This window comes from Dehalobacter sp. (assembly GCA_023667845.1).
Classification (GTDB): domain Bacteria; phylum Bacillota; class Desulfitobacteriia; order Desulfitobacteriales; family Syntrophobotulaceae; genus Dehalobacter.
The window spans coordinates 109,470-130,970 of sequence record JAMPIU010000125.1 but is presented as its reverse complement, the minus strand read 5'-3'; the positions used below and the strand labels follow the sequence as shown (position 1 = coordinate 130,970).

The window sequence follows — 21,501 nt, the reverse complement described above, 5'->3', positions numbered from 1 at the left end:
GTACTCATATTCACGGGAATGCTCCTTTCGCAAATGAACAGAACAAAAGTTAAGATAGATTCCACACCAAAATAGTTCCTTTTTTCTGAATCAATGTGGTAGAATATTTTAAGTGCCATAATACATGTAAAATGTTATTTTACTGGTATTCTCTGGATAAATTCAGAAATCACATTTTGGAAGGTGGAATAAACGTGTCTGATCATTCAGCGACTGAAAGATTAAATGAAAATGACATTCTCGATATTTTCAAGGAGACCGGAGCGCTGCTTCAAGGTCATTTTCTTCTTACTTCAGGGAAACACAGCGCGCGTTATATGCAGTGCGCCCAGGTACTTCAGTATCCGAGGAAGGCTGCGGTTCTTGGGAAGGAGCTGGCCGGAAAGTTTGAAGGAATGGAGATCGAAACCGTTATTGGTCCTGCGATGGGCGGGATTGTCGTCGCCCATGAGGTTGGCCGGAACTTAGGCGTCAAAGCAATCTTTACTGAAAGACAGAATGGGGAAATGGCGCTCAGGAGAGGATTCAAGCTTGAACCTGGCGAAAAAGTCCTCGTAGTCGAAGATGTTATCACAACCGGCGGATCGGTCAAAGAAGTCATCAATATTGTCAAGGAGGCCGGTGCAGTTCCGGTCGGTGTAGGCGTGCTTGTGGACCGTAGTGGCGGCAAAGCGGATTTTGACGGACTCTTGCTGCACAGCTTGATCCAGATGAATATTGAAGCTTATGAGCCGGATGATTGCCCGCTTTGCAAGCAGGGTATCCCGTGGGAGAAACCTGGGAGCCGGGGAATAAAATAGACCGAAACAAGTAAAAACTGTGAATATTTAGCTAGGACTCCATAATACATAGCCGCTTTCGGCTGTTGTTCTCTCCTTGGCACAAAAAGCCGCGCTCCGCATCGTGCTCCGCTGACGCTGGCTACGTATTACGGAGTCTATTTTATGGTATTTGCGAAGGTTTCTCTAGCTATTGAATGCTGATTATCGAGTTATCTATTGTTCGGTAGCTAGGAGCCGCTCGATAGCATCCGGCTCCGGCGTCAGCAGGAGAGACCAGTTTTGCTCATAAACAACCATCCCGGGTTTAGCCCCCCGGGGTTTTTTAATTTGCCGCACGTGGGTATAATCGACTGGGACATGGGTTGACCCCCTGGCCTGACTGAAATAAATAGCCAGTGCCGCAGCATCGAGTAGCGTATTGTCGTCCGGAAACTCTTCATCTTCGGTCAAAGGAACGATGACATGGGAACCCGGAATGTTTTTGACGTGAAGCCAAAGATCACTTGATCTCGCTTCCCGCCAGGTCATCCGGTCATTTTGCTTATTGTTGCGTCCGACCAAAATGGTTTTGCCGCTTCTAGACAGATAGACATGTGGCTGAGAAAAGGAATTCTGTTCTTTTCCAGCAGACTGTTTCTTTTTCGTCACATGCTTATCCTGTTTTTTGGAGATATACCCTTGATCAATCAGCTCCTGATAGATTTCATTGAGTTCGATGTCGTCTTCAGCCTGGTCAATGCTTAAAGCGAGCGTCTGAAGATAATTCATTTCTTCCTGGGCAGCTTCTTGCAATGGTTCAGTTTTTCTGATTGTTGCTTTGGCCTTATTGTAGGTCTTGTAGTAGCGCTGTGCATTATCAATGCCGGTCAGGTTTGGGTCAAGCGCAATGGTAACAGGTTTATAATCGGGATCGGTATAGTCTTCTACGGTAACTTCCTTCATACCCGGTGAAAGCTGATAGAGATTGGCCGTCAAAAGTTCTCCTAGTTTTTGAGCTTTTAGCCCTTTTTGAGCCTTGGAGATTGTCTCGTGATAGATGCCGTCTTTCTTGCTGACGTGCATAAAATGATCCTGGACAACCTTACGGAGCGAGCCTTTTTTGGACTCATTCTTCTGACTGGTCATTCTTTGGGTGTAATACAAATCTACCGCGTCATTTAGGAACGGTGTTTTCTGAAGTTTGAGATCTTCGTACTGCACATACGGAATAAAGGTAAAAGCAGCCGGCATGTTCTTGTCCCGTCCGGACTGATAATATACGCACGGATCAGCGGCTGTATCCTGTTTGGCCAGCAGGAAAAAGGAATAAGCCTGGAAAAGACGGCTCAGGTCAATTTGCCCGCAGTTGTCAAGAAGCACATCTAGCTCAAGACAAGCCCTCAGAACAAGCTCTTTGGCCAGTTCAGGGCTGATACCGTCAAACAGATTCACCAGGACATCACAGACTTTTCGGTCAAGCGGGTACCCGAGGATGACTGACATCCATTTTTGTTCATCGCTGACAGCTTCGGCTTTATGCTGGGAAGGCGGCGAGATATACAATCTTCCGGGAAGCACTTCCCGGTGCCTGCTCAGGAGATGGGAATACCGTCTGATTCCGTCCAGAATAATATTGGTCTGAGGATCGACTAAAATCAAATTGCTGTGCTTGCCCATGACTTCCAGGATAAGCTGATAATCTTGAAGATCGCCTCTTTCATTGTAATTCTGTACGGTCAGGGTAATGATGCGTTCCAGTCCGAACTGACTGATCCCGATAATCTTGCCGCCTTCGAGATGTTTGCGTAGAATCATGCAGAACATCGGAGGTGAGACAGGATTTTTTTTATTTTGCTCAGTCAGATGCAGTCTGGCGGAAGTGCTGCCGGCATTTAACAGCAGACGCAAATTTTTTCCGGGACTCCGCAGTAGAAGATGGACCTCCTCTTTTTCAGGCTGCTGAATTTTATCAATACGCGTTCCAACCAGAACCGGCTCAAGCTCTTTCAATAGATGATAGAGTGTAATACTGTCAAGGGCCATATCGTTAACTCCTTCAAACTCAAATGTTTTCTAGGCAGGGTTAGTCAACAAAATTCAATATCAGTATAACACAAATCCGGGAATTTTTTCTGGACAGGCCGAATAGCATGTACTAATGGAAATGAAAAGGAGGAGCAAGAAATGCAGCGGCAAGTATGGCACATATTAACCTGCGGAGAAATATGCAAAGGATTTGAAGTAGATCCTGAAAAGGGTCTTAGTGATAGGGAAGTCAGCCGGCGGCTGGCAGAATTTGGTCCGAATTCTCTGGTTGTAAAAAAAGGGGTTAACCCGGTTTTCTTATTTTTGGGTCAGTTTAAGGATTTCATGGTTCTGGTGCTGATGGTTGCTACGCTTATTTCAGGTCTGCTGGGGGAAATTGCGGACGCAGTAACCATTCTGGCTATTGTTTTTCTAAATGCAGTGCTCGGCTTTATTCAGGAATACAAGGCTGAAAGGTCCATGGAATCGCTGCGTTCCTTGACTGCACCGGAGGCGATAGTTCTGCGTAATAGCAGGACGGAAAAGGTACCTGCTTCCGGCTTGGTTCCGGGGGACATCCTTATGCTGGAAGCAGGTGACCGGATACCTGCCGATATCCGATGGCTGAAGACCTCGAACATCCGTGTGGAAGAATCAGCGCTGACCGGAGAATCCCAACCGGTCGCTAAAATGAACCAGCCTTTGATTGACGAATACAGTCCGGTTGCCGACCGAAAAAACATGGGCTATATGGGAACCGTGGTTGTGAACGGAAGAGGACTTGGGATCGTTATAGCCACAGGCATGAATACTGAGATGGGGATGATTGCCGGAATGATTCAGGAGGTGAACGAGGAAGAGACGCCTCTGCAAAAAAGGCTGGCCCAGCTTGGGAAATGGTTGGTCACGATCAGTCTTGCCGTCTGTGTTGTTGTCGTGGTGACAGGAATTTTACAAGGGGAAAGCTTCGAAAAGATGTTTTTTGCCGGAGTATCTCTGGCAGTCGCTGCAATCCCTGAAGGTCTTCCGGCAATTGTTACGGTTGCGCTGGCAATCGGTGTGCAGCGGATGGTCAAACGCAACGCAGTAATCCGAAAGCTTCCGGCTGTGGAGACCCTGGGCTGCGCGACTGTAATCTGCTCAGATAAGACCGGAACGCTAACTCAAAATGAAATGACGGTCCGGCGGATTTTCTGCGATAACCAGGTCATTACGCTGACGGGCCAGGGCTATGACCCCAAAGGCGATTATCATGGCGCTGACCCGTATAAGGATAAAGGCCCTCTGAAAGAACTGCTCAGGTGTGCAGCCCTGTGCAATAATGCTGTATTAACGAAGAAAGGAATTCAGGTGGCAGGGCTTTTCAGAGGCAAAAGTCAGGACAGCATCTGGGGAATCGAAGGTGATCCGACGGAAGGCGCCCTTCTGGTTGCGGCCGCCAAAGCGGGAGTCTGGCGGGAGGCTTTGGAACGGAAGGAACAAAGGGTTGCGGAAATCCCTTTTGAATCGGAACGGAAACGGATGACGGTTATTTATAAGAATAAAGAGGAATATAAAGCCTACGTCAAAGGAGCTCCGGATGTTGTTCTGGGACTATGCTCGCGGGAGATGACAAAGGATGGCGTGGTGGAGCTGACCTCCGAAAGAAGAAAGCAAATTCTGTTTTACAATGACGAGATGGCATCGCATGCACTCAGGGTTCTGGCACTTGGGCTGAAAGATGTCCGGCGTGGCGAACCAAACGGTGATGTGGAAAATGATCTAATATTCCTGGGTTTGACCGGGATGATCGATCCGCCACGTACGAGTGCGGTGAAAGCGATAAAAGTATGTCAGGCTGCCGGGATCAAGCCGGTCATGATTACCGGGGACCATAAGCTGACGGCGCAGGCTGTCGCGAAAGAACTCGGGATCATTCACGGATTTAATGAACGGGTCGTTACCGGAATAGAACTTGATCAAATGACAGATGAAGATCTAAGCAACATGGTCATGAATATTTCGGTGTTTGCCCGGGTCGCACCAAGGGATAAGCTTAGAATCGTCAGGGCTTTAAAAAAGAACGGCCAAATTGTAGCGATGACCGGAGACGGCGTCAATGATGCCCCCGCTGTGAAAGAAGCTGATATTGGGGTCGCCATGGGGCAGACCGGAACCGATGTCACCAAAGAGGCCTCGGCTATGGTAATCTCTGATGACAATTTTTCGGCGATCGTCGCAGCGGTCGAAGAAGGAAGAGGAATTTATGACAATATCCGAAAGTTTATCCGGTACCTTCTTTCCTGCAATCTCGGAGAAGTGCTGACCATGTTTCTGGGAACGCTTACAGGGCTACCGCTGCCTTTGCTGCCGATACAAATTCTCTGGGTCAATCTGGTTACGGACGGTTTGCCGGCGATGGCTTTGGGAGTGGATGGAACAGAGCCGGATATCATGAAGAGGGTTCCGCGTCAGCCGGAGGAAAGTGTGTTTGCACGGGGATTAGGACAAAAAATTCTAATCAGGGGAACGATTATTGGTTTAGCGACACTCTTTGTATTTGTTATTGGTTTATGGTATGGCGTCGGCCTTTTAGCGGCACGGACCATGGCGTTTACCACGCTTGTTTTTTCTCAGCTTTTCCATGTCTTTGACTGCAAGTCGGAACGCCGCGGAATCTTTGAGGTTGGTATATTTTCCAATCCATTGCTGGTTGTGGCAGTAGCAATCTCTGTTATCATGCAGCTATCGGTAATCTATCTTCCGGCTTTGCAGGCAATTTTCAAAACAACAGCGCTGGTCGGCTGGCAATGGTTTGTCATTCTGGTGGCTGCCTGCGGACCAAGCTTAATCATCGGCCTGACACGACTTATTCGGAACAGATATCAGCCAGCTAAATCCAGCCCCAATTTTAGCTTCAAGAAAAGCGTTCACTAACTCTAAAATATGTCTCCGTAATGGATGGCCAGCACTAAGCGGAGCATGGATTGCGCAGCGCGGGATTTTGTGTCAAAGATGATACAATAAACAGAAAGCGGCCATCCATTATGGAGACTAACTCGAACATAGCTACGTATTATTACAGCTTACGGGACCTGCGAATTAATCTACGATAATGGAAACATACATTATGTATACTTCAGACAAAAATATTGACCCTTTGCTGTTCTCATAGTATTCTTAAAGAAACTTGGCTGGCGCAGGCCCATGGGCCTTTGTCGATTAGGTCACTTTTGAACAGACTCTGTAAAAGGCAGCGAGAGGAGAACCCTTTATGGATTTTGTGAAAATGCATGGTCTGGGAAACGATTTTATCTGCCTGGATCATTTTCTTTTTCAGACAGGTATGGATTATGCCGAAACCGCTGTCCAGCTTTGCCATAGACAGTTTGGCATCGGTGGTGACGGTCTTATTGTAATTCTGTCTTCCGATGTAGCCGATGCAAGGATGAGGATATTTAATCCGGACGGTTCTGAACCGGAGATGTGCGGCAATGGCATACGCTGTTTTGCCAAATATGTTTATGAAGCCGGTTACATTCAGAGAGATTCACTTAAGGTAGAAACGCTGGCTGGAGTTCTGAATGTCAAACTGGAGATCTGCCAGGGAGCTGTACACCATGTTACGGTTAACATGGGCGAGCCGTGTCTTGATCCCGTTAAGATACCTGTTTTGGCCGGAACGGATACTGCACTTAACCAAAAACTTGAGGCTGCCGGGCAGGAATATATTTTTTCGGCGGTATCGATGGGAAATCCGCATTGTATTATTTTTACCGAGGACTTGGAATTGCTTCCATTTGAAACGCTGGGTCCTGCGATCGAGAAACACCCGCTGTTTCCGAGAAAAACAAATGTGGAGTTTGTCAAAGTAGATAATTTAGGTGAAATAACCGTCAAGGTATGGGAACGCGGAGCCGGACCAACGCTGGCCTGCGGAACGGGAGCCTGCGCATCTGTGGTTGCAGCAGTGCTGACTGGTAGAACCGACAGAACCGTGATCGTTCATTTGCCCGGGGGGGACCTGAAGATTGAATGGCAGGAAGGTCAACAGGTCCACATGACGGGTCCAGCAGTCTATGTTTTCCGCGGAAGTACGCTTGAATCATAAGATATCCCATACTTGAATGACTGCAATAGGAAGGACTACATCAGGGGATTATAACTACATATTTACAGGAGAGTGAATAGAATGGCTTTTGTCAATGAAAATTATCTTAAACTGCCTGGAAGCTATCTCTTTTCGGAAATAGCCCGCCGGGAAAAGCAGTTCAGACAGGAAAATCCGGACTGTGACTTGATAAAAATGGGTATTGGTGATGTAACCCGTCCGCTTCCGCCAGCCGTTATCGAAGCAATGCATCAGGCAGTCGATGAAATGGGCCAGCAGAAAACCTTTAGAGGATATGGCCCAGAACAGGGATATGAGTTCCTGATTGAAAAAATCATTGAGCACGATTTCAAGCCCCGCGGTGTCGACCTGGCAGTTAACGAAGTGTTTATCAGTGACGGGGCCAAGACGGACACCGCCAATTTCCAGGAGATATTTGGAATGGGCAATATCTTGGCTGTTACAGACCCGGTTTATCCGGTTTATGTGGACAGCAATGTCATGGCTGGACGTACCGGTATTTATAACAACGACAAAGGGCAGTTTGAAGGAATCGTTTATCTTCCCTGTAATCAGGAAAATGGACTGAAACCGGCGCTTCCCAGCACGAAAGCAGATATGATCTACCTGTGCTATCCGAATAATCCGACTGGAACGACACTTTCGGCTGAAGAACTGAAGAAATGGGTCGATTATGCACGCGATCATAAGGCCATCATCTTATTTGATGCTGCGTACGAAGCTTTCATTCGGGAAGACGGTGTTCCCCATAGTATTTTTGAAATCGAAGGTGCGCGCGAAGTGGCCGTGGAATTCAGGAGTTTTTCCAAGACGGCTGGTTTTACCGGGACTCGCTGCGCATATACCATCGTTCCAAAGGAAGTCATGGTCTATGATTCCAAAGGGGAAGCGCACAGTCTGAATAAATTATGGCTTAGAAGGCAGACCACAAAATTCAATGGAGTATCTTATCCGATCCAGGCTGCCACTGCTGCCGTATTTTCTGAGGCAGGGAAACAACAGGTCAAAGAAACCATTGATTATTATATGGATAATGCCGCAATTATCCGGGCTGGTCTCGAAAAAGCGGGATATACCGTCTTTGGCGGTGTGAATGCACCATATATCTGGCTAAAAACACCGGGACAGTTAGGATCCTGGGAATTCTTTGACAAGCTGATGAAAGAGGCAAATGTTATCGGAACACCTGGAGCCGGATTCGGTGCGAGCGGAGAAGGATTCTTCCGTCTGACGGCTTTCAACACTAGGGAGAATACGGCGAGGGCCATTGAAAGGATAAGGACCAGGATAGTATAAAGCTATTAGGTAGGATGAAGCAATCTACTGCTTGAGAACGTGATTTAACCGAGGAGCTGTTTGTCTCCTCAATTTTTTCTTTCTGGTACCTTGTATAACTCTAAAACGCATGTAAAGGGAGCAAAGCATAGTATTCTTGCCCTTAAGAACAAAAGAGTGGTATATTGTCGTTAAGGAGTTGAGGAAATTGGCAAATAGTATGACTGGTTTTGGCAGAGGGGAAGCTCAGGAACTTGGAGTTCAGATCTCAGTAGAAATGAAATCTGTAAACAACCGTTTCCTTGAAGTCCTGGTGAAACTGCCCAGAAACCTGAATATCATCGAGGAGCGTTTCCGGAAAGCCGTGCAGGAAAAAGTCCAGCGGGGCCGCATTGATATTTACGTGAATATCAAGGAAACGGAAGAAAAAAAGAGATTAGTTAAGGTTGACAAAGATTTAGTGCTGTCGTATGATAATTCTCTGAAGGAATTGGCAAATTTGCTCAATACCGCTTATAAAAGCGATCTTTTTAGTCTGGTTTCACTCCCTGAAGTACTCAGCGTTGAAAACGAAGAGATGGATGCCGAAGCCTTGTGGCCATATCTCAATATGGCTTTACAGGAGGCCCTGAACCAGTTAATTCAAATGCGCAGGACTGAAGGGGAGAGACTGGCCAAGGATTTGCTGAAAAAATTAGATGACCTTTCCGGAATGGTTGATCAAGTAACTGTAAGAGCGCCGCAGGTTGTCGTGGAATATCAGGAAAAATTGAAGGAAAGGCTTGCGGCGCTTCTGGCGGACACTTCGCTGGATGAAGCCAGACTGATTACCGAAGTTGCCATTTTTGCCGACAGGTCTTCTATTGAGGAAGAGCTCGTCAGGCTCGGGAGTCATTTTGAACAATTTACCAAAGCCTTTTCAACCAATGAGCCGATTGGACGGAAACTGGATTTTCTGATTCAGGAAATGAACAGAGAGATCAATACCATCGGGTCTAAGGCAAATGATCTGGAGATTTCACATATCATTGTTCAGGGAAAAAGTGAATTGGAGAAAATCCGGGAACAGGTTCAGAATATCGAGTAACACGATGAAAAGAGCAGTAATAACGCCGATATGCAGCGTATTGAATATGGGAGGTATAAGGAATTGGATATCAAACTAATTAATATAGGATTTGGCAATATTGTATCGGCCAACAGAATTATCTCGATTGTAAGTCCGGAATCAGCACCTATTAAACGGATCATTCAGGAAGCGCGCGATACAGGAATGCTCATCGATGCCACCTATGGGCGAAGAACGCGTGCCGTCATTATGTGTGACAGCCACCACGTGATTTTGTCGGCTGTTCAGCCTGAAACGGTTGCCCATCGTCTGACCGCCAAAGAATCCAGTAATGAGGATCCGGTTGATTAAAATGGAAGACAAAGGGCTGCTGATTGTGGTTTCAGGTCCTGCAGGAGTTGGAAAAGGAACGCTGTGTAAGCGGCTTTTTACCGAGTGCGGCGATCTAGAATATTCTGTTTCCGTAACGACCAGGGCACCAAGACCGGGAGAAACAGAGGGAAAAGAATACTATTTCCGTTCTAGGGATGAATTTTTTAAAATGGTCGAGAACAATGAGTTCCTGGAATGGGCAGAGTTTTGCGAAAACCTGTATGGAACCCCAAGATTTCATGTGGAAAGTGTCCTGAAGAGGAACAAGACCATCTTACTGGAAATCGATATGCAGGGAGCAAAAATTGTCAAAAAGGCTTTTCCGGATGGTGTGTTTATTTTCATTGTTCCGCCTTCCCTGGAAGAGCTGGCTGAAAGGCTTTACGGAAGAGGAACGGAAACACCTGAGGTCGTGCAGCGCAGACTGGCACAAGCCGTTCAGGAAATGAAAAATATGAAGGATTATGATTATGCTGTTGAGAACGACGAAATTGGCACTGCAGTAGAAAAGCTTAAGAGTATTATGATTGCAGAAAAATGCCGGGTGAGTTCAAAGCCGTAATAATTTTAAAGTCGTTCTAATTTGAAGGAGGAATAACGATGAAGCAGCCTTCTTTGGATGTTCTGATGTCCCAGGCAGACAGTAAATATACCCTAGTGGTGGCAGCTGCCAAAAGGGCCAGGGTACTCATGAACAATTTGGATGCAAGTGAATTTAAAGATACAAAACCTGTTAGCAGGGCTTTGCTTGAGATTGCAGACGGAAAAGTCTATCCTGACTTTTTTGATAAGGTAACGTCAGATGCTTTGCGGTAAACGTGTGCTTCTGGGCGTAACAGGCAGTATTGCTGCCTACAAAGCGGTCGACATCGCCAGCAGACTGGTGAAAAGCGGTGCAGAGGTCTCTGTCGTGATGACAAAATCAGCCACAGAGCTCGTTGCGCCTTTGACATTTAGAAGCATATCAGGACAGCCGGTTTATACGGAAATGTTCACGGAACCTAAAATGTGGAACATTGAACATATTTCTCTGGCCCAGAAGGCAGACATCGCCTTAATCGCTCCGGCGACAGCCAATATCATTGCGAAGATGGCTGTCGGTCTTGCTGATGATTTTCTTTCTACCGTCTTGCTGGCTGTCAATAATCCAATCTTTGTGGCACCGGCTATGAATCATGCTATGTATCATCACCTTGCGACGCAGCAGAATCTGGGGATTCTTCAGCAGCGGGGGATTCATCTGATTGGACCAGCCAGAGGCTTCCAGGCCTGCGGGACAGAAGGCGACGGCAGGATGAGTGAGCCTGCGGAGATCATTGATTTCCTTCAGAATTTTATGTTAAACCGGGAAATCATGAAAGGCCGGAAAGTGCTAGTTACGGCCGGCGGCACCCGCGAGGAACTTGATCCGGTCAGATATCTTGGAAATTACAGCTCAGGCCGCATGGGCTATGCAATTGCTGAGGCGTTTGCTGAGGCAGGCGCACAGGTGACCCTGGTCAGCGGCCCCTCGGATCTTCTTCCCCCATTCGGTGTGGAAACGGTCCGGATTATTTCAGCGGAAGAGATGTATCTGGAAGTTATGACACGATATGCGGAACAGGATATCGTCGTCAAAGCAGCTGCTGTTGCTGATTTTCGACCTGCAGTCCGCAATGAGCAAAAGATCAAAAAAGACGGAGAGTCTGTTATCCTAGAATTAGTTCCGAATCCAGATATTCTGTCAGCTTTGGGAGCTCGGAAGAAGCACCAGTACTTGGTTGGCTTTGCTGCCGAGACCCAAAATGTGATTGAAAACGGTCTGGAAAAGTTGAAACGCAAAAAGGCTGATATGCTTGTAGTCAATGATGTCACAGCACCTGGCGCAGGTTTTGGCACAGATACCAATATTGTTAGTTTTCTTTATCCCGATGGCAGAAAAATAGATCTGCCCAAAATGAGCAAGCTGGATGTCGCCAGAAGGTTGGTGCAAGAGATTTCCTTGAACAAAGGTATTGGATCAAAGGAGTGATTTTGGATGGGTTACAAATTATTTACCTCAGAATCTGTTACCGAAGGACATCCCGACAAAATATGCGATCAAATTTCGGATGCAATTCTTGATGCCGTCCTGTGTCAGGACAGAGAAGCAAGAGTTGCCTGTGAAACATCTGTGACAACCGGGCTGGTTCTGGTAAGCGGCGAGATTACCACCCATTGTTATGTGGATATTCCAAGAGTCGTAAGGGAAACCATCAGACAGATCGGATATACGAGAGCCAAGTATGGCTTTGACGCGGATACATGTGCGGTGCTGACCTCGATTGGAGAGCAGTCCAGTGATATTGCCTTAGGCGTTAACAAAGCATTGGAGGCAAAAATATCCGAAGAAGACATCAGTGAGATCGGTGCAGGAGACCAAGGGATGATGTTTGGCTATGCGACAAACGAAACCGAAACATTCATGCCGGTGCCGATTGATCTTGCGCATAAGCTGGCCCGCAGGCTGGCTGAAATCCGTAAGGCGGAAGTGCTGAACTATTTAAGACCTGACGGCAAAACGCAGGTTACCGTTGAATACGAGGACGGAAAACCCAAAAGAATCGATACGATTGTAATTTCGACCCAGCATCATCCTGAGGTTTCCCAGGAGCAGATCAAAAACGATCTTCTGGAGCATGTCGTAAGACCAGTGGTTCCATCTGAAATGCTGGATGAGAATACCCGTTATTATATCAACCCGACGGGCAGATTTGTGATTGGCGGGCCTCAGGGTGATGCAGGACTTACCGGCAGAAAAATTATCGTTGACACCTATGGCGGTATGGCTAGACATGGTGGCGGGGCGTTTTCCGGAAAAGATCCTACGAAGGTTGACCGGTCCGGGGCTTATGCCGCGCGCTATGTGGCCAAAAATGTTGTCGGAGCGGGCCTAGCTGACCGCTGTGAGATTCAGATCGCCTATGCGATTGGTGTTGCGCGTCCTGTCTCCATTTCAGTTGAAACATTTGGGACGGGCAAGGTCAGTGATGATAAGATTATCACGCTGATTAATGAAACGTTTGATCTTCGCCCGGCTGCAATCATCAACACTCTGGATCTCCGCAGGCCAATCTATAGACAGACCGCGGCCTACGGGCATTTTGGCCGCAATGACCTTGACCTCCCGTGGGAGAAGTTTGATAAAGTCGAACAATTAAGGAAACTGGCCGGACGCTGAAACGTTGTTAAGCTTCCAATAGAAATAGCTATAGCAGAGAAAAATCATCGGTGTCAGTAGAAGAATAACAGACTGCAGAGGGTGTCGTGGGAATCCAGGGCATCCTTTTTATGTTGATAACAGGAAAACTTACAATTTTTATTAAAAGCGCTATTTCAAAATACAGATTCAAATATGGATTATCTTGATATATAATATACCTATCGTTAACAGTTTGCGTGTCAAAATAAGTTTGAGGCAGGAGGATGGTAGGATGACTCAGGATGAGTTGTTACTTCATTTAAGAAAGACCATTGAACAGGTCTTAAAAGCTCCCTACTACAAGAAAAAACTAGCTGAGGTGGGTATCTATTATCCCGGTGATGTCAAATCCCTGGAGGATTTTCGGAAGATACCATTGACGGATAAAGAAGCGTTACGCCAGAATTATCCTTTTGGATTATTTGCCGAGCCATTGGAAAAGATGGTCAGAATCCATGCTTCCTCAGGGACAACGGGAAAACCGACCGTTGTAGGGTATACCCGTGAAGATATTCAGTTATGGGCCAAAATTGTGGCCAACGGTCTCAGAAGGGCCGGCATTACGTCCAACGACGTTGTACAGGTCGCTTACGGCTATGGCTTGTTTACCGGCGGTATGGGACTGCATTACGGATGTGAAGAACTTGGGGCTTTAGTCATTCCGATCTCCGGCGGCAACACCCAGCGTCAGCTGATGCTGATGCGTGACTTTGGAAGTACGGTTCTTTGCTGTACTCCGTCGTACGCACTTTATCTGGCAGACAGTCTGGGGGAAGAGGGTATGACCAAAGAAGACCTGAAGCTGAGGGTCGGGATATTTGGTGCTGAGCCCTGGACAGAACAGATGAGGGCAGAGATTGAAGCCAGACTTGGTATTCGGGCGCTCGATATCTATGGATTGAGTGAAACGATGGGACCCGGCGTTTCTTTGGAGTGCCTGAAAGGCGAAGGGCTGCATATAGATGAGAACTTCTACCCTGAAATTCTCGATAAAGACGGAAATGTTCTGCCGGAAGGAGAAACAGGAGAACTTGTTCTTACCAGCTTTAACAAAATGGGCTTCCCCGGACTTCGCTATAGAACGAAAGATATTACCAGCATCACCTATGGAAGCTGTACGTGCGGCCACACCGGTTGGACGATGAAGAGAGTGTCGGCCAGAGTCGATGATATGCTGATTATTCGCGGTGTCAACGTCTTCCCAAGCCAGATTGAAGAAGCGATCCTGTCGGTAGGTGGAATCGAACCGCATTATCTGATTGTTGTGGACCGTGAGGGTAATCTCGATACCCTCGAAGTGCAGATTGAGGTGAATGCGGCAAGCTTCAACGATGAGATCCGGGAACTCGAAGAGCTCCAGCAAAGGCTTCAAACTAAAATACATGAGATCCTTAATATTGCGGCTAGGGTGCGTCTTGTCGAGCCGAAGAGTATCCCGCGCAGCGAAGGAAAAGCGAAGCGTGTAATTGATAAACGCAAGGAAAAACAATTAAGCTAAATTCTCCTAAATGAAAAAAATAAAGGGGGAAAAACATATGTTACAACTGTCAATTTTTCTGGAAAATGCCCAGGGCCGTCTGGCAGACGCACTGAATACTTTAGCTGACCTTCAAGTCAATATCCGCGCGCTGTCCCTTGCTGACACCAAAGATTACGGTGTACTCAGGATTATCGTGGAGAACCCGGAAGAAGTTGCGGAGAAACTCCGGGAGCGCAATTGTGTCGTCAAGATCACCCGGGTCTGGGTGCTAAAAGTTCCCGACAGTCCGGGAGGTCTGGCTGGACAACTGAACAAGCTTGTTGCCGAGGGTGTGAACGTTGAATATATGTATGGTTTTGTGGAAAAGGAAAACGAGCAGGCCCAGGTCGTTCTAAGAGTCAGAGATGCTGAAATCATGCAGGCTGCGATGGACAAACTCGCGCTCAAATGAAGAAAGAAGAAAGTAAGCGATCAAATACAGTACTAAAATATAATAACAAGATGAAAAAACCTGTTTCCTTACAAAAATAAGGAAACAGGTTTTTTGTATAATCCGTTCTGGCATTTAGGAAAATAAATCTAGTACCATTGAAAATTTGGTTTTGGAGGATGATATGCAGAACTTCATTGCGACTTACACCAGCCAAAGAAAAAAACAGGAGACCCGGCGATATCTGCTCGATAATATCACCTATCATCTTGCACCGCTGCTTATCGCATCCAAGCCAGCTGAGCTGCTTACATTTACCACTGCCATCAAAAAAGATGCGTTGGAGACCTGGGATCAAATCAAAGATAGGCTTTACCCCTATGTGACGGTTCAAGAAATTGTCAGGAATAAAGCTTCTGTCAGCGTATTATTTTATGCCGCAGACAGATTATCTTCAATACTTCAAATCCCTGAGAACCAGCATTTCTTAAGATCACTGGATTATTGTGGGGAGACGGATCAGGATACGGCAATCCAGACTTTAAAACAAAAATGGATCATTGGGCCTTTCCCTCACGAAATCGGACTATTTCTGGGCTTCCCACTGGACGATGTGGCAGATTTTATCTATTTCCCCGATAAAAAACCTCTGCTGACCGGTTACTGGAAGGTCTACCATGCTCCTGAGAAAGCCAGGAGAATATTTCAGGAATACAACGAGGCCAGATATGCATACATCCGATACATGCTCGACGGAAACAAAAGTGAGGGCTTTTTAAAATGCATGGGCCGGAACCGGTTGAAAGGATCATCAATATAATAAGCTAAAGAATGATTTGCCATGGCCGTCAGGAGGAATTGGGATGTTTAGTTACCAGAAACGTTTACTATATCCGGTTTATGTTGAGCAGAAAAATGAGAAGCTGGCCTGGACCTTATTGGAACATATCGGCGGGAAAGACGGGGAATTTACTGCTTTTACACGTCATATGTATCAACGCCTGCATGTGATCAATCCATATATTCGTGATCTTTTGGGTATGATTGCTTCGGAAGAGCTTGCGCATATGGAGATTATTGCAGCTGCAGTCAGAAAGCTTGGCCTTGCTGATTTGCCGCTTGCCAATTCCGGGCAGGAGTCCTGGAATATGGAATATGTTGAGAAGAGTACGGATATTAATGAGATGCTCAAAATCAATGAAGAAGCGGAGATCAGGGCTAAGAGACTGTACCTGCGGCATCTCACACTGACTGAGGACACTTCACTAAAGAAAATGCTCCAATTCTTAGTCAACCGGGAAGAAGTTCATCAAAGATTACTAAAAAAAAGCGGTGTTTTAGTGGCTCAGGAAGCCAATAATGAGCAGTTCTCGACGCTGATTCATGAATATAAAATGAGTCTGCGCGTAATGAAGTAACAAATTTTTGCTTGGTCAATAAACTATGAGGGGATCATTATGTTATAGGGGAGAGGAAAATGAGTATTGCTATTACCAAAATGAATTACGGTAAACTGGTTATCGGAATTGATGCGGAGGTTGAGCTCAAAAACGGTAAAAACTGCAGGGGAATCAATTTTGACAATGCAGCAACGACGCCGCCTTTTGTTTCAGTGCTCCAAGAAATCAGCAGTTTTGCGCCGTATTATTCGTCAATTCACAGGGGGTCCGGCTACAAGTCCAAATTGTCTTCGGAAAAATATGAAAATGCCAGGAAAACAGTGATGGATTTTGTGGGTGCAGACCACAAAAGGGATGTGGTGATCTTTGTTAAGAATGCCACAGAAGCTATCAATAAAGTGGCCTTCAGACTGTCACAGGACATGGATCCATACATAAAAAGTGTTATCCTTTCCACTTCCATGGAGCATCATTCCAATGACCTTCCCTGGCGGGAAAAGTATGAGGTCGACTATATTGAGGTGGATGAATGCGGCAGGCTAATTTTTAACGATTTCATTGAAAAGCTGGAAAAATATAAAGGCCGGGTCAAGCTGGTAACTGTAGCCGGAGCTTCAAATGTAACAGGTTATGTCAATCCCGTACATCGAATTGCTGAATGGGCCCATAAATATGGCGCCAAGGTCATGGTTGACGGATCACAGCTGCTTCCTCATCAGCCGTTTGATACGAAGCCTTCCGCTTCCAGTAAGCATATCGATTTTCTTGTTTTCTCCGCACATAAGATGTATGCGCCTTTTGGGACCGGCGTTCTGATTGGCCCCAAAGACTTTTTCCTGAAGGGAAGCCCCGATTATCAGGGCGGAGGAACAGTCAAAGCCGTAACCCGCGATTTTGTAATCTGGAATGATCCTCCTTCCAAAGATGAGGCTGGAACGCCCAACTTAATGGGCGTGCTGGCCTTGGCCGCAAGTATAAAAACCTTAAGTGCAGTCGGGATGCGAAATGTGTACAAGCATGAAAAAACCCTAACATCTCAACTGATTCAGGGACTAAAAAAAATAGACTGTATCGACATATATTGTGCAGAAGATCAAAGTCAGGAACGAGTCGGGATTGTTCCCTTTAATATGAAGGGCGTTTATCATGAGAAACTGGCGGATATACTAGCTGGAGAAGCCGGTATTTCTGTCAGGAGTGGGTGTTTTTGCGCGCATCCTTACGTCCAAAAGCTCATGAAAGTCGAACCAGCCATCTTAAGCGCAGTTGCAGATCATCTTCCGGAAAACAGACCCGGGATGGTCAGAGTCAGTTTTGGTTTATACAATGAACCTCACGAAGTTGGCAGGCTACTGGAAGTATTGCAGGAAATTGCCAAAGACAGAAGACGATATTTGAAAATGTACAGCTAAGGCAGTCAAGCCTGCATAAAGATAAGAACCATTACCGAGAATAAAAGCATACATCTAAGAAATGGTGGTGCTTATCATGGAAAAAGAGAAGAAACTCAGCCTGATTTTGTTCAGCGGGGATTATGACAAGGCGATGGCTGCCTTGATCCTGGCCAATTCGGCCCGCGAGCTCAACATGAAAGTCAGTATCTTTTTCGCTTTTTGGGGTCTGTGCCTGATACGCGATCCGGAGAAGATGTCTTTGGAAGACAAAACGGTTTATGAAAAAATGCTGGGAATGACGGCACCGAAAGGTCCGGAAGACCTGCCGCTTTCCCGGATGAATATGGCTGGTATTGGAAAAGCCATGCTGAAACAAATGATGGAAGACCAGGACGCACCCAATCTTTCCGCTTTTCTGAAAGGAGCGCAAAAAAAGGGGGTAAGCTTTTACATATGCAAGCTTTCCCTTGAGATCATGGGTTTTACACTTGAAGAAATGATTCCGGATGTCAAAATCATGACAGCGAAAGATTATCTGCAGGATGCCCTGGAAGCGGACATAGAGCTTTTTATCTGAACTGGTTATCGACTTCTTGTTTTACACGGTTTCCTTAAAGTTGTTATATCTTCGGTATCCGGTATTCGTTCTCTGTATTATCCGCATCAATTACAGTCATATATTCCCGCTGACTGTCATTGGCAGTTTTATTCCACGTCCCTTGGCGAAAGGCATTTGCCCCGAGTGCGGTCTTTTTCTTCTTGCTGAAAAATTTCTGATAGATGACGCGGGTGGAAATCCCGATGCCCAGGAGAAGCAAGAAGACCCAAGAAACTATTGCTGCCAGGAAAATCGTTCCCAAAGCAAAAATGGAATATAGAAGATATTTTAATAAATCAGGCATTTATATCACCTCTGACTATTATTATAAGCAGTAAGCTTAAGATATGATTAATGCAGACAAATGATTAATGCAGATCATTAATATGCAGAATGAATCATACATTATCGAATAAGCTCTAAGGTGAATTTAATCATTGCCGGATATTGTAAGGTTTAGGAAACGGCTGTCTTTACGAATGAATTCATGAATCTGGCGTGACAGCACGAAGAAAGAATAGCCCGAAAAGTAAAATTATGCTAAAATAAGCGAAGAAAGGGGGATGTGAATTTGGATGTTTTTGTCGGGATTTCTCTTTCCCTGATTATTGTAGGAATCATTCTGGTTATTCTGGAAATATTCATTATTCCAGGCTTTGGCGTCTCTGGAATCATCGGACTTTTGATGATGATCGGCGGAGTATTTTTAGTGGCTGATTCGTTCGCCGAGGGTGTCGTGTATCTTCTGATCATACTTATTGTGGCAGGGCTGCTGATCTATATTGGGTATAAAACAGGTCGGCTGAAAAAACTCTGGCGCAAGGTAGCTTTGGGGGAAAAGCAGAGAACCGAAGAAGGCTTCGTAGCACCCAAAACAGATTATATACACTATCTCGGGAAAACCGGAAAAGCCCTGACCCTGCTCCGTCCGGCAGGCACAGCGCAGATTGAAGGGGAACGGGTCGATGTCGTCACAGATGGAAGTTTTATCCCGAAAGATTCTGCGATAAAGGTCATCGCGGTTGAGGGTACAAGAATCATTGTGAGCAGGGAAGAAAATGAATAGGAGGTCATAAAACATATGACAACAGCACTTGTTACAACGGTGATACTGATTATGCTGGTTCTGATTATTCTAATGGTTCTCTTTACGTTTATTCCGGTCGGTCTCTGGATTTCGGCTTTGGCAGCCGGTGTTAATATCGGCATATTCACGCTGATCGGGATGAGACTTAGGCGAGTCGCACCGATCAGGATTGTGAACCCATTGATTAAAGCACATAAAGCTGGTCTGGGACTTACCCCGGCACAGCTTGAGGCCCATTACCTTGCCGGAGGAAATGTCGACAAGGTCGTTAACGCATTAATTGCTGCGGAAAGAGCAGCTATACCGCTTAAATTTGAAAGAGCCGCAGCCATTGATTTGGCAGGACGTGATATTATGCAAGCGGTGCAAATGTCCGTTAATCCGAAAGTTATCCAAACACCCACTGTCTCTGCTGTTGCACAAAATGGGATTGAATTAAGAGTCATAGCAAGAGTCACAGTTCGGGCAAACATTGACCGTCTGGTTGGCGGAGCTGGTGAAGAAACGATTATTGCACGCGTCGGAGAGGGCATAGTAACAAGTATCGGCAGTTCCTCTTCCCATGCCAATGTCCTCGAAAATCCGGACATGATATCCCAGGCCGTTTTGAATAAAGGGTTGGATTCCGGAACAGCTTTTGAAATCCTCTCAATTGATATTGCCGATGTCGATGTCGGCAAAAACATCGGAGCGCAGCTGCAAACAGATCAGGCTGAGGCGGACAAGAGGATTGCCCAGGCCAAAGCGGAGGAACGCAGAGCGATGGCGGTGGCCAGGGAACAGGAAATGAAAGCGTCCGTTCAGGAAATGAGAGCAAAAGTTGTGGATGCGGAAGCCGAGGTGCCGCTGGCACTGGCGTCAGCTTTAAAAGAAGGACGCCTTGGCGTTATGGATTATTACAATCTGCAAAACGTGATTGCAGATACCCGCATGCGGGATAATATCGCTGTCACAGCCAAAGGAGATGAACCGGAAACGACGATACCCAAGAAGTAGGTGATGTTCAGTGGATATCATAACATTTATCATTATTGCGGTTGTAATTTACAGCTTCTTTGCCAATAAAGACAAACCTCCGCAGCGCAGGCCTGTTAGGCCGGAGGACAATATGCCGCCGTCCGAACCTCTGATAGCCGAGATGGACAGGGACATTTCCCGGATGGAAAGAAAGAGAAAAGGAAATTTCTTCGAAGATCTGGAAAGACAGCTCAGGGAATCTGTGGAAAAGGCTGAGAGAGAGCTGCAGGTTGGACCGTACGGATCAACCGTCAAGAAAAAGGCTGCTGCCCCTCCAACTTCTGCTTCTTCAGTTCCGCGGAAAGCTGAAACCGTCCAAAAAACAGAAAACAAATGGAGAGAAGAAGGACGATCGGACTATGATCGGTATATTTCGAACGAGGGCACCCAGGGCACTGAAGGCCTTGGCGGTGATGAAGGAGCCGCAGACCAGGAAGGAACCTGGGGAGCCGAAGGCAGTGATTATGCCAACAGGCAGATCACACCGAGAGATCAAATTTCCCAAAAAAGAGCGGCTTTCAGTCTGGGTTTGTCATCTTCGGAAGTGATGCGTGGCGTGGTCTGGGCTGAGGTTCTAAAGGAACCAAGGGCCAGGAGAGCATTCCCGCGAAGATAAACAAGATAAAAGTTTCAATATATTACAAATGAGATGAAGAAACTCAAAATATACTCTCCCATTGGCAGTGAACTGCTCGGGAGGGTATATTTTTGCCCCTTGAACAAAAATAAAGTACCATATTATGGAAATATGAATAGAATAAAGCGAATACAGAATAGCAGGAGGTGCAAAAAATGGCTGTTGACGGTGCTGTAGGCGCTTATGGCGGAGGCTTAGGCGGCGGATGTCTTTGTGGGATCGCTATTGTCGTTGTAATCATATTATTGTTGATTGCAATGGGAATCGTATTCTAGGATAACGAAATAATACAAGTGTCCCGGAAAGGAGGCCCAAAGGATGTATAGAGGTGGCTGTTGCTGCAGTATGCCGGTTGCCAGACCAGTGGCTGTACCCAATTATGGGGTAGCAATTATTGCGATTGCAATTTTGATTCTAATTGCCCTTGGCGTAATATTCTAATTCTTACGGCTGAATCTGCTGGATGGTAAGACAAAAAATAAATGAAAATTGCTTGCGTAGTCGGGGATGTCCAAGAAATTTGGACATCTTCGTTTTTACGTGTTATTCTTTATTTTTGATACAAAAAATGGACAACAAGCTTTATTTAGCCAAAAAGAACAGAAGATACCGGGTCGAAGCCTGA

Annotated in this window: 21 protein-coding genes; 19 read left to right on the top strand and 2 right to left on the bottom strand. The window is 46.2% G+C overall.

Annotation, left to right across the window (positions count from 1 at the left end):
* Positions 1 to 152: 152 nt before the first annotated feature.
* Positions 153 to 800, top strand: coding sequence for an orotate phosphoribosyltransferase (pyrE, locus tag NC238_09900; protein ID MCM1566242.1), 648 nt, complete (start codon positions 153 to 155; stop codon positions 798 to 800).
* Between the two features lie 195 nt (positions 801 to 995).
* Here pyrE and NC238_09895 read toward each other — a convergent pair whose 3' ends face one another.
* Positions 996 to 2,804: an NFACT family protein gene (locus NC238_09895; protein MCM1566241.1), complete on the bottom strand. Its 1,809-nt coding sequence runs from the start codon at positions 2,802 to 2,804 to the stop codon at positions 996 to 998.
* 141 nt (positions 2,805 to 2,945) lie between these two features.
* Here NC238_09895 and NC238_09890 point away from each other — a divergent pair, with 141 nt between their 5' ends.
* From NC238_09890 to NC238_09820, 15 genes are all read left to right on the top strand, one after another.
* On the top strand, positions 2,946 to 5,702 hold the full coding sequence (locus tag NC238_09890) for a calcium-transporting P-type ATPase, PMR1-type (GenBank protein ID MCM1566240.1): 2,757 nt from the start codon (positions 2,946 to 2,948) through the stop codon (positions 5,700 to 5,702).
* Between the two features lie 337 nt (positions 5,703 to 6,039).
* A complete protein-coding gene (gene dapF, locus NC238_09885; GenBank protein ID MCM1566239.1) occupies positions 6,040 to 6,876 on the top strand; it encodes a diaminopimelate epimerase in 837 nt (278 codons plus the stop codon).
* A gap of 81 nt (positions 6,877 to 6,957) precedes the next feature.
* A complete protein-coding gene (locus NC238_09880) occupies positions 6,958 to 8,193 on the top strand; it encodes an LL-diaminopimelate aminotransferase (GenBank protein MCM1566238.1) in 1,236 nt (411 codons plus the stop codon).
* 187 nt (positions 8,194 to 8,380) lie between these two features.
* A complete protein-coding gene (locus tag NC238_09875) occupies positions 8,381 to 9,259 on the top strand; it encodes a YicC family protein (GenBank protein ID MCM1566237.1) in 879 nt (292 codons plus the stop codon).
* Between the two features lie 63 nt (positions 9,260 to 9,322).
* A complete protein-coding gene (locus NC238_09870) occupies positions 9,323 to 9,592 on the top strand; it encodes a DUF370 domain-containing protein (protein ID MCM1566236.1) in 270 nt (89 codons plus the stop codon).
* Between the two features lies 1 nt (position 9,593).
* Positions 9,594 to 10,175: a guanylate kinase gene (gmk, locus tag NC238_09865; protein MCM1566235.1), complete on the top strand. Its 582-nt coding sequence runs from the start codon at positions 9,594 to 9,596 to the stop codon at positions 10,173 to 10,175.
* A gap of 38 nt (positions 10,176 to 10,213) precedes the next feature.
* Positions 10,214 to 10,429: a DNA-directed RNA polymerase subunit omega gene (gene rpoZ / locus NC238_09860; GenBank protein MCM1566234.1), complete on the top strand. Its 216-nt coding sequence runs from the start codon at positions 10,214 to 10,216 to the stop codon at positions 10,427 to 10,429.
* Positions 10,416 to 11,624 (top strand): bifunctional phosphopantothenoylcysteine decarboxylase/phosphopantothenate--cysteine ligase CoaBC, encoded by a 1,209-nt coding sequence (gene coaBC, locus NC238_09855; protein ID MCM1566233.1) that lies wholly within the window; start codon positions 10,416 to 10,418, stop codon positions 11,622 to 11,624. The genes rpoZ and coaBC overlap by 14 nt, the downstream gene beginning before the upstream one ends.
* Before the next feature lie 6 nt (positions 11,625 to 11,630).
* A complete protein-coding gene (metK, locus tag NC238_09850) occupies positions 11,631 to 12,812 on the top strand; it encodes a methionine adenosyltransferase (GenBank protein ID MCM1566232.1) in 1,182 nt (393 codons plus the stop codon).
* 253 nt (positions 12,813 to 13,065) lie between these two features.
* Positions 13,066 to 14,331, top strand: a complete 1,266-nt coding sequence (locus tag NC238_09845; protein ID MCM1566231.1) for a phenylacetate--CoA ligase — start codon at positions 13,066 to 13,068, stop codon at positions 14,329 to 14,331.
* Positions 14,332 to 14,368: 37 nt separating this feature from the next.
* Complete coding sequence (locus NC238_09840) at positions 14,369 to 14,764, top strand: amino acid-binding protein (protein MCM1566230.1); 396 nt, start codon at positions 14,369 to 14,371, stop codon at positions 14,762 to 14,764.
* Positions 14,765 to 14,927: 163 nt separating this feature from the next.
* Positions 14,928 to 15,563: a DUF3793 family protein gene (locus NC238_09835; GenBank protein ID MCM1566229.1), complete on the top strand. Its 636-nt coding sequence runs from the start codon at positions 14,928 to 14,930 to the stop codon at positions 15,561 to 15,563.
* A gap of 43 nt (positions 15,564 to 15,606) precedes the next feature.
* Positions 15,607 to 16,161 (top strand): manganese catalase family protein, encoded by a 555-nt coding sequence (locus NC238_09830; protein ID MCM1566228.1) that lies wholly within the window; start codon positions 15,607 to 15,609, stop codon positions 16,159 to 16,161.
* 59 nt (positions 16,162 to 16,220) lie between these two features.
* Positions 16,221 to 17,555: an aminotransferase class V-fold PLP-dependent enzyme gene (locus NC238_09825; GenBank protein ID MCM1566227.1), complete on the top strand. Its 1,335-nt coding sequence runs from the start codon at positions 16,221 to 16,223 to the stop codon at positions 17,553 to 17,555.
* 76 nt (positions 17,556 to 17,631) lie between these two features.
* A complete protein-coding gene (locus NC238_09820; GenBank protein MCM1566226.1) occupies positions 17,632 to 18,114 on the top strand; it encodes a DsrE/DsrF/DrsH-like family protein in 483 nt (160 codons plus the stop codon).
* A gap of 43 nt (positions 18,115 to 18,157) precedes the next feature.
* On the opposite strand, the gene NC238_09815 is transcribed toward NC238_09820, so the two are convergent.
* Positions 18,158 to 18,439, bottom strand: coding sequence for a hypothetical protein (locus NC238_09815; GenBank protein MCM1566225.1), 282 nt, complete (start codon positions 18,437 to 18,439; stop codon positions 18,158 to 18,160).
* A gap of 261 nt (positions 18,440 to 18,700) precedes the next feature.
* Between NC238_09815 and NC238_09810 the strand changes: the two genes are divergently transcribed.
* From NC238_09810 to NC238_09800, 3 genes are read left to right on the top strand one after another with little or no spacing between them, the layout of a single operon-like run.
* Positions 18,701 to 19,201, top strand: a complete 501-nt coding sequence (locus NC238_09810) for a hypothetical protein (protein MCM1566224.1) — start codon at positions 18,701 to 18,703, stop codon at positions 19,199 to 19,201.
* 15 nt (positions 19,202 to 19,216) lie between these two features.
* Positions 19,217 to 20,218, top strand: a complete 1,002-nt coding sequence (gene floA / locus NC238_09805; GenBank protein ID MCM1566223.1) for a flotillin-like protein FloA — start codon at positions 19,217 to 19,219, stop codon at positions 20,216 to 20,218.
* A gap of 10 nt (positions 20,219 to 20,228) precedes the next feature.
* Positions 20,229 to 20,855: a hypothetical protein gene (locus NC238_09800; protein ID MCM1566222.1), complete on the top strand. Its 627-nt coding sequence runs from the start codon at positions 20,229 to 20,231 to the stop codon at positions 20,853 to 20,855.
* Positions 20,856 to 21,501: the final 646 nt, after the last annotated feature.